This window comes from Pseudoalteromonas sp. SG44-17 (genome assembly GCF_014164235.1).
GTDB classification, from domain to species: domain Bacteria; phylum Pseudomonadota; class Gammaproteobacteria; order Enterobacterales; family Alteromonadaceae; genus Pseudoalteromonas; species Pseudoalteromonas rhizosphaerae.
Genome location: NZ_JACJEV010000019.1, coordinates 21,813 through 34,402, shown reverse-complemented (window position 1 = coordinate 34,402; position 12,590 = coordinate 21,813). Strand labels below are relative to the sequence as shown.

Annotated in this window: 18 protein-coding genes; 13 read left to right on the top strand and 5 right to left on the bottom strand. The window is 39.4% G+C overall.

The window, feature by feature from the left end; genetic code table 11:
• The first annotated feature begins 150 nt into the window (after positions 1 to 150).
• The 12 genes from H5182_RS13860 (at position 151) to H5182_RS13805 (ending at position 5,865) form a co-directional block, all read left to right on the top strand.
• Complete coding sequence (locus H5182_RS13860; RefSeq protein ID WP_024589338.1) at positions 151 to 930, top strand: site-specific integrase; 780 nt, start codon at positions 151 to 153, stop codon at positions 928 to 930.
• Positions 931 to 955: 25 nt separating this feature from the next.
• Positions 956 to 1,291 carry a type II toxin-antitoxin system RelE/ParE family toxin gene (locus tag H5182_RS13855; RefSeq protein ID WP_024589339.1) on the top strand — a complete coding sequence of 112 codons (336 nt, stop codon included), beginning with the start codon at positions 956 to 958 and terminating at the stop codon, positions 1,289 to 1,291.
• Positions 1,292 to 1,363: 72 nt separating this feature from the next.
• Complete coding sequence (locus H5182_RS13850) at positions 1,364 to 1,675, top strand: helix-turn-helix domain-containing protein (RefSeq protein WP_182760189.1); 312 nt, start codon at positions 1,364 to 1,366, stop codon at positions 1,673 to 1,675.
• 94 nt (positions 1,676 to 1,769) lie between these two features.
• Positions 1,770 to 2,495, top strand: coding sequence for a hypothetical protein (locus H5182_RS13845; protein ID WP_182760188.1), 726 nt, complete (start codon positions 1,770 to 1,772; stop codon positions 2,493 to 2,495).
• Between the two features lie 28 nt (positions 2,496 to 2,523).
• Entirely contained in the window at positions 2,524 to 2,760 is a 237-nt protein-coding gene (locus tag H5182_RS13840; protein WP_182760187.1) for a hypothetical protein, read from the top strand.
• An 18-nt stretch (positions 2,761 to 2,778) separates the two neighbouring features.
• Positions 2,779 to 2,994, top strand: a complete 216-nt coding sequence (locus tag H5182_RS13835; RefSeq protein WP_182760186.1) for a hypothetical protein — start codon at positions 2,779 to 2,781, stop codon at positions 2,992 to 2,994.
• A gap of 49 nt (positions 2,995 to 3,043) precedes the next feature.
• On the top strand, positions 3,044 to 3,247 hold the full coding sequence (locus H5182_RS13830; RefSeq protein ID WP_182759069.1) for a hypothetical protein: 204 nt from the start codon (positions 3,044 to 3,046) through the stop codon (positions 3,245 to 3,247).
• Between the two features lie 42 nt (positions 3,248 to 3,289).
• Positions 3,290 to 3,685, top strand: a complete 396-nt coding sequence (locus tag H5182_RS13825) for a hypothetical protein (protein ID WP_182758731.1) — start codon at positions 3,290 to 3,292, stop codon at positions 3,683 to 3,685.
• 16 nt (positions 3,686 to 3,701) lie between these two features.
• Complete coding sequence (locus tag H5182_RS13820; RefSeq protein ID WP_182758732.1) at positions 3,702 to 3,899, top strand: hypothetical protein; 198 nt, start codon at positions 3,702 to 3,704, stop codon at positions 3,897 to 3,899.
• A complete protein-coding gene (locus H5182_RS13815) occupies positions 3,900 to 4,211 on the top strand; it encodes an antitoxin Xre/MbcA/ParS toxin-binding domain-containing protein (protein WP_182758733.1) in 312 nt (103 codons plus the stop codon). It abuts the gene before it with no gap.
• 233 nt (positions 4,212 to 4,444) lie between these two features.
• Positions 4,445 to 5,356, top strand: coding sequence for an endonuclease (locus tag H5182_RS13810; RefSeq protein ID WP_182758734.1), 912 nt, complete (start codon positions 4,445 to 4,447; stop codon positions 5,354 to 5,356).
• A 236-nt stretch (positions 5,357 to 5,592) separates the two neighbouring features.
• The gene (locus H5182_RS13805) at positions 5,593 to 5,865 is read left to right on the top strand and encodes a hypothetical protein (protein WP_182758735.1); all 273 of its coding nucleotides are present in this window, start codon (positions 5,593 to 5,595) and stop codon (positions 5,863 to 5,865) included.
• Between the two features lie 208 nt (positions 5,866 to 6,073).
• Here the strand turns inward: H5182_RS13805 and H5182_RS13800 are convergent, their stop codons facing one another.
• The 5 genes from H5182_RS13800 to H5182_RS13780 all read right to left on the bottom strand — a co-directional run bounded on the left by H5182_RS13800 (position 6,074) and on the right by H5182_RS13780 (position 11,820).
• Positions 6,074 to 6,478, bottom strand: coding sequence for a hypothetical protein (locus tag H5182_RS13800; RefSeq protein ID WP_024592037.1), 405 nt, complete (start codon positions 6,476 to 6,478; stop codon positions 6,074 to 6,076).
• Positions 6,471 to 8,276 (bottom strand): tyrosine-type recombinase/integrase, encoded by a 1,806-nt coding sequence (locus tag H5182_RS13795; RefSeq protein ID WP_024608498.1) that lies wholly within the window; start codon positions 8,274 to 8,276, stop codon positions 6,471 to 6,473. Before H5182_RS13795 ends, H5182_RS13800 begins: the two co-directional genes overlap by 8 nt.
• Positions 8,273 to 9,925 (bottom strand): phage integrase SAM-like domain-containing protein, encoded by a 1,653-nt coding sequence (locus H5182_RS13790; RefSeq protein WP_024608497.1) that lies wholly within the window; start codon positions 9,923 to 9,925, stop codon positions 8,273 to 8,275. Before H5182_RS13790 ends, H5182_RS13795 begins: the two co-directional genes overlap by 4 nt.
• Before the next feature lie 7 nt (positions 9,926 to 9,932).
• On the bottom strand, positions 9,933 to 10,898 hold the full coding sequence (locus tag H5182_RS13785) for a site-specific integrase (RefSeq protein ID WP_240452981.1): 966 nt from the start codon (positions 10,896 to 10,898) through the stop codon (positions 9,933 to 9,935).
• 445 nt (positions 10,899 to 11,343) lie between these two features.
• Entirely contained in the window at positions 11,344 to 11,820 is a 477-nt protein-coding gene (locus H5182_RS13780; RefSeq protein WP_259398309.1) for a TetR/AcrR family transcriptional regulator, read from the bottom strand.
• A 189-nt stretch (positions 11,821 to 12,009) separates the two neighbouring features.
• Here H5182_RS13780 and H5182_RS13775 point away from each other — a divergent pair, with 189 nt between their 5' ends.
• A complete protein-coding gene (locus tag H5182_RS13775; protein WP_016899630.1) occupies positions 12,010 to 12,543 on the top strand; it encodes a dihydrofolate reductase family protein in 534 nt (177 codons plus the stop codon).
• The last annotated feature ends 47 nt before the right edge of the window (positions 12,544 to 12,590 follow it).

The window sequence follows — 12,590 nt, the reverse complement described above, 5'->3', positions numbered from 1 at the left end:
GCAATGTAAAGCTTTATATATGCCTGAGTGAACAGATAAGAGTAAACCCTTTTAGCTTACTATTCCAATATCACCAACAAACACAACGCCTGTGGTTTTTGGTGTTTATGTAATATACTATGTTGGAATTGGGTGTAAACTAGGTGTTATATGCCATTTGAGAAAGGTCATAAGCCTGTGCGTAGACGGCCTGTTTCTGACGCGGTAAAGCGGCTTGAAGCAAGCAGAAAAGGCGCAGGGAAAATAGAAAGCAAAGCGCAGCTAAAGCACATACTTGCTAATGCTAATCGTGGTGAAACCGCAGAGAGAAACGTAGCTTTAATTTGGTTCTTGTTCGGCTCATTAACGCGCATTGGTGAAACTTGCCAGTTGCTAGTTAAAGATGTTTTTACTAAATCAGGCGAGCTGAAATCTATTTTTAGAATGAGAGCTGATTACACCAAAACCAATCAAAGCCGTGACTGTGCTTTAGTTTTAAAGCAACAAAGGCAAGCCATTTTAGCTTGGCGTGACAGACGCATTAAAGATAAAGGCATGCTGTCCCTTGACGGTAGTTATGGCGGGTTAAATGGTGACAGCCCTCTATTTTTAGCTAAGAGCGGTAAGCGCTGGGTTAAGTTGTCGTTTAACGTCAAAAAGTATCAAACTCAAGACGGGCAAAAAGAAACGCTAGTTTGCTCAAGCATGGAGAACTACGTTAGAAACCTGTTTAAGAGTTGCGGCTTTAAACAAGGCTCAAGCCACTCAGGGCGTAAAAGTACCGCCAGCCTACTATCTGATGCTGGTGTCGATTATGACGTTATACAAATGGCTATAGGCCATGTTAGTGATGATATGACTGATACATACATCATCCCTGATCCACAGCGATTAACTGATGCACTGAATAACTTGTATAAGTCAGTGCCGCCACTAGGAATAAAAGAATAAATGATCTTAGAAGGACATTAGCCAGTTGAAAAAATTTAAGTTTATAAACAATCAATCAAAAAAAGAGTTTCTAGCGTTGCCCGATAAAATTCAAAAGCGCTTTGCAAATGATTTAAACGCTATTTGTCAAAACAAAGAGCCATTTAGCAAGTTTAAGCACTTAAAAGAAAGTGTTGGTATTGGTGCGGTTGAGCTGATAGAGAACGGCAGACCAGCATATCGAACGATTTACGTTGCAAAGTTTGCTGACACTGTTTTTATTTTGCACTCATTTACCAAAACCACTAACGGGGTAGACAAACAGGCAATGGACACAGCGAAAAAGCGCTACAAACTCATGCAAAAAGAATTGAACAAATAAATTATATCAGTGCTTGTATATATATCAACGCTGATATATAGTGATGATAAGTTAAACAATAAGGTTGTTAAGATGAATCTTGAATACTCAAATATCTTTGATGCAATAACCGAAGATAAAGCAGAAGCCTCTGAATTACAGACGCGCTCAGATCTGATGATTGTTATTCGTGACATTATCAATGCTAAAAATTGGTCACAGGCCGATGCAGGGGTTCAATTAGGGCTAACTCAACCTCGCGTAAGCGATTTGGTAAATGGCCGAATTGATAAATTCAGCATTGATAAGTTAATGACTTGTTTGTATCGAATTGGTTTTCGCTTTAAACCGTCCTTTGCAGATGACCAGTTAACAATGGCTGTTGAAGCCGTTAAAGCACACTAATTGAAATACTTATAACGAGGTGGGCAAGAATGCATTTTAACGAAGCCGCAATTCATTGATATACATTTACCGAAAAGTTAATGGAGTAAACCAAATGGAAAGCTGGAATAGAGAAACTCTGCTTCACTATGCTCAAGATAAGCAATCAGAAAATGATATATCAAAATTGGATAGGGCAATTAGTTCTATAGCTGAAACTCAAATGCTATGCAGCTACCACTACCGTACATTGCATGCTTTGCTTGATGAGCATATGCGGAATAACCCTACAGAAAGTAGTTTATTTAGATCTAGGTTCAGTGTAGATACCGAGGTGAATAAAAAAGATTTTGAATTTACACTTGCTTGTAGAGCTAATATTATCGCTATTGTTAGAACGTTACATTCGTGCTCAGACATAGTGGGGTTTGTAATTTACCTTGGCCTATGTCTTAACCATAACGATAGTACATGGATAACCCCCTCAAGAGTTTCCTTGTACAATGTAAAAGAGAAGCTTAAAAAATTCCCAGAGTCTTTGGAGCTATTATCTCTTTTAGGTCAGCTCACCAATAACTCTGACTATAAACACCTCTGCAGGCTGAGCAATCAAACTAAGCATTCAATTATAGTAAGGGCGCAATCCCACTTCAATTTAAAGGAAAAGGACAAAGAGCGTTACCAGTTCATCTTCGAAGAGGTTGAAACTGAACCTGGAGGAACGGAAAAATTCTCAGAAACTAATGCAATTCCTTTCATAGAGAATGAGTTCAAGCGACAGAACGATATCGTCATAAACATTCTCCATTGTTTGGACAAGTTAGTATCTGTAGCAATATAACTCTAACATTGGAGTACGGGAGTGATTTATGGAAATAGATGTTGATTTTACAGGCCTTCATTTAGCTGCTGCAAAAATGCAAGGCATTGAATTGAGCGTTGAAGAATTTATTAATTTTGCTCGCTCTGTTATCGATGGCATGGACAAAGAACTAACTGCGTATTTAGAATTAAGCTTTAACCAAGTTGTAAGCGGTGAAGATATTAAGGCCGGAAGCGATTTTAACCGGTTAATAAAAGACTACATCCAGCAGGTTTGCCGATAACATAACAGGAGATTTTGAATGAATAGCCATCAAAAACAACACTGCGCAAGAGTTTCATCGCTTAATAAAGCTATCAAAGCTAAAGAAGATAACAACCCAGGCTTGAACAGCTTAAAGCAAGAGATAACAGAGTTACAAACACGCATTGTGCATGCGCAAGGTGAAGAGCGGGAGCAACTAATAAAACAAAAAGAGTTTATGGAAAAAGAGCTCACAGCCAAATACCAACCATAATTATATTACTTGGTAAACTAAGGCAATCATTGGAATACGGGGGTTAAACATGACTACACATATTTTTATGTTCATATTTTTCATCATCATGGGCGCTTTGGTATTTTTATTCCCATTGTTAAAAACAATACCTGAATCAAAAGAAATGTATGTAACTATATTTCAAGTGAGCGTTTTCATTTGTTCAATTTTAAGTGGATTAAATGCTTTTGATGATATAAAGGTTTTGATTGCCAACGGCATGAAAGACTAATTGGAATATGGTGGGCTTTAAATTTATCGAGTGGAGAAAGGTATGGCTGAATATGAACGTAGATTATTGGATAAAGATGATTTAACTAAGCTATATGAATTGACTAACCCAAAATTAAACCCTAAGCCAACACTGCATACTGTTATAAGTTATCAATCAAATGAGTGGGTGATAGAAGATTCACACCAATTGAGGGGTTATAGAGCCAGCAAGGCCTCATTAGCTATGAAAGTACGTAAATATGAAGCTAAAAAAGCTTGGCCTAGTTCGTGTAGATTGGGCATTGGTGTATTTGAGGCTGATAAGTTAATTCATGTGCTAATAGCTAAAAATTTAGGTAAGAAGCCGATTGCTGAGGCAAAGGCTAGTTTGCCGTTGGATGATGTTTTGGGCGCTATTGGCTTATCAAGAAGTGATGTTTTAAGAAATCGTAAGTGAAGTTGGATTTCAGGCCATGACGATTGAAGTTAAAACAAATATAAATACAGGTGCAAAAGAAGCATATTTTAACGGTAAGTTAATTGGCTATTTTGAGCAAATGACACCTTTTGATGATGCCTGGTCTTTTATGTCGAAATGCTCACATGACGAGCTTACGGGTGATCACTACATCGCAATTGGTAATGAGCTAAACAAGCTCAATAAAGTTTAGTTGGAAAACAGTTCTGAGCAAGCTCAATGTATACTTAAGCTCTCAAAAACTTCTTATGATAAATTTAAGGCGGCTCCTGAGACTGTGAAGCTCAGCAACGAGCAATTAGAACGTATTAGCTGTCTATTAAATATTCACCACGCATTACGGCATATGTTTAGCAACCCCGAAAATGTCAGGAAGTTTATGAAAATGAGAAACAATAATGATTTTTTTGCAGGTCGTTCGCCTCTAGAGGTAATTGAAAATGGAGGGTTTCTAGAGCTCAAAGAAGTAGCGAAACGCATTGATGCACTGCAAAATAATTTATAACCTGTGTAATAGGGATAAAGTCGCAGGTGAATTAGACCGTGAAAATCCCCTCAATGATCATCACACTAGTACACGTTAACTGCCACCTCAAGCACACAAAGGCATCAGTCAGTATACTTAGCTAGATGACCAGTGAACTCTCATTCTATCGGCTGGCTTTTATATTTAAAATATACTAACTTAATGATTGAAAATGTTTTAGGAACTAAAAAATAACTTTCAGGGAAGTCATTGTGATATATAAATTCGTACTATTTGTTTTGATCATAGCTGCTTTTTCAGTTCAATCTCATAGTGGTAGAACAAACGCCGAAGGTTGCCACACTGATAAAGTGAATAATGATTACCATTGCCATAATGAAATAAGCGATAGCGTTACTACTAGAATACAACTCCCTCCTTTGCCTGAAAACTATGCAACTAGCTTTAGTAACGCAAAATCCAAAGCCGAAAGAGAAGTTTATTACGACTATAATGTGACTTTTTATTGTCAGTGTGACTTTGTTTTTGACGACATAGATGATACTGACAATGATAGTAATACCCATGAAACAATGATTGATGCATTGTCGTGTGGCTATACTCCCCGCAATCCAATTACTAGCTCTGGTAAACCGAATGCACGTGTATCAAGAATAGAGTGGGAGCATATTATGCCGGCTTATATAATTGGTGGCGAGTTAGATCAATGGAAGAACCAAGAAAACTACTCAGAATGTCAAAAACCTAATGGTAAATACCTAACAGGTCGTGATTGCGCATATGAAACCGTGCCTACTTTTCGTCGTGTTCATGATGACTTGGTTAATTTGGCGCCAGCCGTTGGAGAATTAAATGCAGATCGGTCAAACTTTCAGTTTTCTATAATTACCGGTGAGACTCGTAATTATGGCCAATGTGACTTTGAAGTGAATTTTGACTCTGATACAGCCGAACCAGCAGAGAAGGTACGAGGAGACATCGCTCGCGTGTATTTGTATATGGTTCAGATGTATGGTGTATCGTTGGATCATGACGTTATGCAAATGATGCAGGAGTGGAATGAAAGTGATCCGATAGATGAATGGGAGTGTAAACGAAATTTACGGATCAAAAAAGCGCAAGGGTATAGTAACTCAATCGTCGCAGAATTATGCAGCAAATGAAACTCGTGGATGGATGGTTAGAACAGTCGGTTAGTGTGTCATAGCTTCGAAGAAGAGAACCTTATAAGTGTCACAATAATTATTCTTGAAAGGATAAAATCGGAGCAGAATGTTTAGATGAAATATTGCTATTTTAAGCAATAAAGAAGGCACCAAAAGAAGTTGTTATTTTAGATAAGTAATAATATTTACAACTAATTAAATGTTTTTAGTGTATTTTATATTGAGGAGTTTCTATGGCAGTTTTTTGTGTAACTTATGATTTAAATAAATCTGGGCAAAGCTACAGTGCGCTATACGATGAGATAAAGTTATCACCGGGCTGGTGTCATGCACTTGATTCGGTTTGGTTAATATCCACAACAGAAAATGCGAAGCAATTATCGGACAGGCTCAGAAAAAAGATAGATGATAATGATGACTTGTTAGTAATAAAGGTAACTCGTGATTACGCAGGGTGGTTAGATAAAGCTACATGGGATTGGATCAACAAGCATGTTACTGACTAAAGTTGGGTTTAATCATTGGTAATTTCTCAAAAAAGTATAAACAATGGAGTGATAAATGTCGGAGGTCAATAATTATAAATAGTTCGTTACATGTAACTGTAGCTAACCTTATGTTTTATATAACTTTGTTTAAGGTTACACTTTTGGATGTTTTTAACTATCTCAAAAGTAACCTTAATTTGAAATTATTACCATTAAATTCAGGCAATTAGCTGTATATTAGTTGCGTTACATTGTTATTGTCCGCACGAGCATTGCTCAGAGCCATGTTTTTTCGTATTAACGTAGCATTTTGTGATTGAACTTTAGCGAGCATAGCTTTCAATTCTGCCACCTCAGACCGCAACTCTCGATTGCGGTCTTTGTATTTATTAAGTTCAGTTTGTTTGGCATCACGTTGCTGTCGAATGTCTTTGTTTACACCGCCTTTAATACGCTCTAATAGTTCAGGGCAATCACGGTGAATCAATGCTCGACTTACACCTGCTTCTTCGGCAACGGCAGCGACACTCATTTTACGTTTATGAGAAACAGTATTTGGACGACCTTTTTCGATTCGAACAATGGCAAGTCGAACCGCTTTATGTGTCGCTTTTTCTTTCTGGTTAGACATTTATCACCTCGATATCCTTTCTCTCGTTAATCTCTTGCTTCATAGCTTCAACATCAATACCCAATGCCACTAGAACCTTTTCACAGCGTTCCATGCCTTTTTTTACCGCCGCTCTACCAGCTTCACCAATATCATCCAATTGCATCAGTTTCATTTGCTGCACTAGCATTCCCTCCCAATAAGGCAGGTGTCGCTTATCTACAATGCCGCTTTCACAGCTATCAGGCTTACCACACTTACACTCATCATCATTGGTGCACCACCCAATACCTGTTGAGCGAATTGGTATGGAGCTAGAGTATGCCTTTGCCATAGCACTAAGAGAGCCAAAAGATTTAATTAACTCTTTATCCTCACGGACCTTCATGATGTTTTGAGCTATGTCGCCACCAGTGATAGGCGTGTCTAGTTCAAACCAATCTTGCTTAATTTCTTCTTCAACCAGATATTTCTCTCGAAGCATTTCTTCAAACAATTCAGCATCCAAAGCATCATTAAAGGCATACAAAGTGGTCATGGTAATTGACCAATGTTTAAAGTGATCTTTTAATGCTCTCAAGTCACCTAATTCAGAGTGAACCGCATAATTAGCAAAGGTACGTCTGAATTGGTGCGCTGATAGGTTCCAATTACTCCCTATCTGTTCACATAAGTTTGGCAACCTAGCGTTAGTCATTGCCACCCCTGACAATAGGTAAATTGCGTTTCCTTTTCCCAGGTTTTTCGATAGGCAGATGTGGTTTGATATTTCCTCAAGTCGATGTGCTTCCACATGATCGTTGCTTGCTTTCGCTTTTAGTAAATCACACTCAAGTTGATCTTGAAGTGGAGCGCTCAAACGGCCAAGAATATCAATCGCTTCCGTGGCTATCCTTGGCGCAATCCACTCAGCTAACCCTGTATGTGTTTTCTCAGAGACAGTTTCGATGTGGTAGTAAGTGGTGTCACCTTTCGTTTCAGAGCGATACGCATCACGCTTAATGCCTAATATTTCATGGATACGCATACCCGTTGTGAGTAACAGCCAGAAGATACAGCTATCTCGCAGTAGCAATGTTTCTCTCTTTTTTGACGATTTCAGAATTTCATCAGCTTTATCTAGGTATGATTTAGTAAACTGGCACAGCGGAATTAGCACTTTATTTGGAATAATGGGGGTCTTACCTTTGGTAATGGCTTCCCGATACGCTTCACCAACATACCCTGCTTGCTCATTAGCGGTTGATTGAGGCCAAGGATGCTCTTTGACAAAATCAAACTCTTTGCAGTGGTAATAAAGGTCTTCTAGAATGCGGAATCTATCCACCTTGGTGACTGCTGTCAGTGGTTTAGTCTCGCCTTTTCGTTTTGAGTGCAGGGTATTTACATGCCTAACGTAGGCATTTGAGGTAAAAGCTGTCAGCCCATGTGTAACTGTAGTATCTGAACTTAAAACCCACTGAAAATAACTTTTCAACTTGTCCAATGTTTTCACAAGAGTATTAAGAGCTAACCCCTTTTTGAATTTGCTCCAGATTACCCACTTTGCCATGCGCTTCATTTGAGTATCATCAATCGTAGAAAAAGTAAGGTTTAATGCACTTGCTATAGTTGCTTTCGTACCTTTACTAGCAGGAAACACCCATACATCTTCCTCAAATCGAGATAGCGTTTGGTATTCACCATTGGCGAGTTTAATGTAGGTCACGATACCCGTTAGAGAGCCATCAATGACTTGCTCAAGCGCACTGGTGCTTGGCTTTGGACATTGCTGAATTGCAAACTCAGCTTGTGTGAGTATTAACTCAATTGAACTCATTGCGTCACCTTCAACATATCAAGGTTTTGCCAGTACGGATGTGGATTAGATCTTGCCCGTTCTTTTTCAGTCTCTACACGCTGTAGCTGGCCAAGCTTAGCAAATTCAGGGACAACTTCTTCATCTACGATTCTTAGAACATTTTTTAAATGACGCTTCCAGTCTTTACGACCAAACTCGTCACGGCTTCGAATAATCGCCCAATAAAAACTAAAGAGTTTATACAAATCATCACCTGTAATAACGAAGCTTTTACAGCGGAAGCAGCCTAAAAAGTCATTACAGAACGAGCCATTTTTCGGTGCTTTATCGCCATTCTTAGGGTCTTTACAATGCCCTACAGGGACGCTTGGCTCTGCGCACGTTAGCTCTTTAACTCGTATCTCACCCATTAAGCCCAAGTTGCGCTTTGATTGCTCGGGAGCTTGCAGGTAGTGGTCAAGCGTTCCTGTCCCACTGTGTTTGGCTTGCCGCGCAGCAATTAACAAACTCTCACCACTCAGCTCATAAATACCATTGATGAACGTCTTGCGAAAACGGCTTACATTAAGTTTCATCGTTCGACCATCTTCATCTCTTAAGTCGTACTCTTTGATGAATTTTTTGATGTTATATCTAAGCAGCCTTTCTGCTAGAGAGGAGGCCGTACCTCTCTCGGCACCTATGTGGGCAACTCTAGACTCATAGACAAATAACAAGTCGGAATCGATAGACTTTCTCACTTGGCTATTACGCTCAATGATAGCCTCAATAAGATAAGCCACATCAAGCTTTATTCCTTGCACTACTTCAAGTTCCTGTGATTTTCGTAAATTGTGCAATTGCGTGGAGTTGCCTCTTTTTTTGAATACGGTTAAGAGCTTGCGGCAATCTTTAAGTGGGTGGTCGGTCAATGAGTCGGTAGTCATATTGAGAAGCGGAGATGTGTTGATGCCTGTCTGAATCGCCACAGCTAACAAACACAGTGTTAACTGATAACCTGTTAGTGGTTCGGTCTTTTGATAAATCGGCTTAATTGCTTGTTTTAGCGCAACCACCACCTGCCTTTTTTCATGGGGAGTCAGTGGTTTCTCGCCCTTTGCACGTTTACTTGAATTTGGAAATGGGCTCTTAGGAAAGAAATCACTGTTTAGGTTTATGTCATCAATGACTGACCAATAGCCCTTGTCCCTCATGTGTATCAGCATTGACTTGAGATGAGTGTAGTAACCTTTTAGGGTGTTATACCCTAACTCACAACCTCTAAGGTGCAGTAAATATTGCTCGATCAACTCTGGCGTAATGTCATCTTGTGTTAAGTCCTCACCCGCTGAATACCTAAATAATGTAAGGTATTCAGCGAAATGGAAAAAACCATTTTTAAAATAACCTTTTTGAGTTTCCTCGCTAAGAGCATCGGTATTTTTCAGCAGAGCTTTTGCGGTGTAGTACACTCGATTTGTAATGTCGTCATAACCTTTGCCATAGAAACGAGTAAAATTGACGTTAGAACCATTGCCACCTTTTGAACCGATATTCGGGTAATTCACTACAGGGTTGATTGGTCGGACTATTTCTCGATTTTGAGCAGTGTCAGTTGTTGACTCTACTGCCGATGTTTTCTTTAGCTTGTCTTTGTTAATAGACAGTTTTTTTCTTTGTCTCGCCATATTTCACCTACACAATCGCATCAATCTGTTGTTGATACTCAATCGACAAGTCATCGACCAAATCATTAACCAAATGTAAATATTTCATCGTGGTTGTGATACTTGAATGTCCAAGCCGAGCTTGTAGGTACATCAACGGTTCAAATTTACTGCTTTTATGCTCTAACATTCCTTTTAGCATGTGCGTTGCATAAGTATGCCTTAACATATGCGGTGATACGTGAAAGGGTAATTTAAGCGACTTGAGAGCCTTACCAAAAGCAGAACCTTGAGAAGCCCACCCTTGACCATCAGGCGTTAAAAACAAGCAATTTGACTCCACTTCCGACTCTTGTTGCTTCTGAAAACGAGCCTCATTGACATAACGCCACAAGTCCTCCATCAATCGTGTCGGGATGTGTATTTTGCGCTCTTTCTCACCTTTGGTTCGTGAAATATTGACCTCATAGTAAGCTCTGTTTCCAGTAGGCTTTCTTATTATATTCAAGGGAAACAGCAACAGTTCTTTTCGTCTAATTCCTGTCTGTAGACATAAGCGAACCATCAGCTTTAAGGTTGAATTTTCAATCGCAGATAAAAGATCTCGCACTTCAATTACCGATAAAAATTGAGCTTTTTTCTCAAAGGTTTTCATCATCAAATCAGAGCTGTATTTCTTACCACCATTTCTTTCTGTATGAGCTAAAAACTGCTGGCCTTTATTCACTGAAACGGATTCTAGAGAGTAAGGTAATGACTTAAACCACTTACCGACGCCATAAGAATAGAAACGCACTATCGTTCTTAAATGCTGATTGGTTGAATTTACCGACATGCCAAACTCACCAACACAAAGGTCACGATAAGCACTGACTAACATTTCATCTTCACTGCTTTCTGAAATGTCTCGCCAATCCAAACTGTTCTGCTCACAGAATGTCAGGAATTGAGCTAGGTGATTGCCATACGTCCACCAAGTGTTCTCACTATTCACTCGACCTCGTTTTAAGCACTCATATACCAAGAACTGCAACGCCTCTACACAAAGCATTCCTGATTCAATCCCTAGATCTGAATTATCAACTTCCCACGTTAAGAGGGGAAAGTTAGGGTACTTCACACTTTCAATTTCAAAGTCAGATGTGGATTTAATGCAAAGCATAATCGCCCTAATTCACTGTATATTAACACAGTATAATTGTACGCATTATGCTTTGCTACAAAAATAAACGATTTTTTATGTGGACATTGGTATGTAACACGTTTCTGGACAAAAACGAGTCAGTGGATTTGCTCATTTAACGGAGTACGTATTAGGAGACGTATGGCCTAACTCAACTTAGCAAAAGGTAAGACCTGAACCTATATACATTGACCAGCCAGAATCGATAAAACCTTGTCTCGCTCTCAGTGGCATTGAGAAGATCCTTTAATGTGAGCTAGGTTCGAGATGATTCCAATGAACTACAAATTAGCGCCAATGGCCCATCCATCATTTCGGTTTTGATCAAACTCGCATCATTACAACAACTGGTAGAGAACGCGAAACCATGTAAGTAATCAGCCAGCAAATCTAGGCCGTCTTTTTCCACTTTTGTGTGTAAAGCTAAAGGAGCAATAATAGTTTGATAACGCTCAGTAAACACTTGGGCAGGTCCGTGTGATGTCATGCTTAGCATGGTTTGTAGTAGCCCGTTGTACTCGCGTAACAGCTCGATATAACTGACACATAAACGTTTTAACTCGCCTTGCCAGTTCGAACTTTCCTGAGGCTGATAGATCTCCGCCACAAGCGATGTGGTGAGCGCTTCCAACAAAGCATTCTTGTTTTTGAAGTAATAATAGATCGCCATAGGATCCACGTTTAATTGCGTTGCTAATGAACGGACACTTGGGACTTTTCCATCCCTTTTCATCAAACACTTAGCCGTTTCTAGGATGCTCTCAGCACTTAACTGTGATTGCTTCCCTACTGGTCGCCCACGTTTTTTTTCATTGACAGCCATTTGCTCTTCCCGATAAACTCAATAATATTCTTCATTGTAGAATTAATTTTAAACTATATTTTAGCTTCGCTCAACCACGACCAATTTGATGAGGTACTTATGGCAAACATCGTATTTATTGCAACTAGTCTGGACGGTTTCATCGCAGATAAACAAGGCAAACTCGACTGGCTACATTCGGTACCAAATCCAGACAATATTGATACTGGTTTCTTTGCGTTGATGGAGCGAATTGACGGCTTGGTGATGGGACGCAATACCCTCGATGTGGTTCTGAGTTTTGATTGCGATTGGCCTTACACAAAACCAGTGTTCGTGTTGAGCAACACCATGACGAAAGTGCCACAAGGTTATGAAGGCAAACTATTCTTAGTCAAAGGTGAATTGAAAGACATTATCGCGGAGCTGAATGCTAAGGGATTTTATGATCTATACATCGACGGTGGCGTGACTATTCAAAACTTCCTCAATGAAGATCTGATCGATGAAATGGTGATCACTCGCTTTCCTATCCTACTTGGCGGCGGCGCACCTTTGTTTGGTGAACTAAAACAACCATTGAACTTCAAAGTGACCAAGAGTGAAGTAGTACTAGAAACCTTGGTTCAAACCTCTTACGTGCGAGAGAAATAATCTCGATTTCTGCATCTAAAAACGCCCTTTACAACAAAGTGAAGGGC

Excerpts from the sequence above, each read along its gene's own strand:
- H5182_RS13800 (WP_024592037.1), bottom strand. The coding sequence starts at position 6,478 with ATGTCTAACCAGAAAGAAAAAGCGACACATAAAGCGGTTCGACTTGCC.
- H5182_RS13860 (WP_024589338.1), top strand. The coding sequence starts at position 151 with ATGCCATTTGAGAAAGGTCATAAGCCTGTGCGTAGACGGCCTGTTTCT.
- H5182_RS13825 (WP_182758731.1), top strand. The coding sequence starts at position 3,290 with ATGGCTGAATATGAACGTAGATTATTGGATAAAGATGATTTAACTAAG.
- H5182_RS13820 (WP_182758732.1), top strand. The coding sequence starts at position 3,702 with ATGACGATTGAAGTTAAAACAAATATAAATACAGGTGCAAAAGAAGCA.
- H5182_RS13805 (WP_182758735.1), top strand. The coding sequence starts at position 5,593 with ATGGCAGTTTTTTGTGTAACTTATGATTTAAATAAATCTGGGCAAAGC.
- H5182_RS13790 (WP_024608497.1), bottom strand. The coding sequence starts at position 9,925 with ATGGCGAGACAAAGAAAAAAACTGTCTATTAACAAAGACAAGCTAAAG.
- H5182_RS13780 (WP_259398309.1), bottom strand. The coding sequence starts at position 11,820 with ATGAAAAGGGATGGAAAAGTCCCAAGTGTCCGTTCATTAGCAACGCAA.
- H5182_RS13775 (WP_016899630.1), top strand. The coding sequence starts at position 12,010 with ATGGCAAACATCGTATTTATTGCAACTAGTCTGGACGGTTTCATCGCA.
- H5182_RS13795 (WP_024608498.1), bottom strand. The coding sequence starts at position 8,276 with ATGAGTTCAATTGAGTTAATACTCACACAAGCTGAGTTTGCAATTCAG.
- H5182_RS13850 (WP_182760189.1), top strand. The coding sequence starts at position 1,364 with ATGAATCTTGAATACTCAAATATCTTTGATGCAATAACCGAAGATAAA.
- H5182_RS13830 (WP_182759069.1), top strand. The coding sequence starts at position 3,044 with ATGACTACACATATTTTTATGTTCATATTTTTCATCATCATGGGCGCT.
- H5182_RS13840 (WP_182760187.1), top strand. The coding sequence starts at position 2,524 with ATGGAAATAGATGTTGATTTTACAGGCCTTCATTTAGCTGCTGCAAAA.
- H5182_RS13845 (WP_182760188.1), top strand. The coding sequence starts at position 1,770 with ATGGAAAGCTGGAATAGAGAAACTCTGCTTCACTATGCTCAAGATAAG.
- H5182_RS13835 (WP_182760186.1), top strand. The coding sequence starts at position 2,779 with ATGAATAGCCATCAAAAACAACACTGCGCAAGAGTTTCATCGCTTAAT.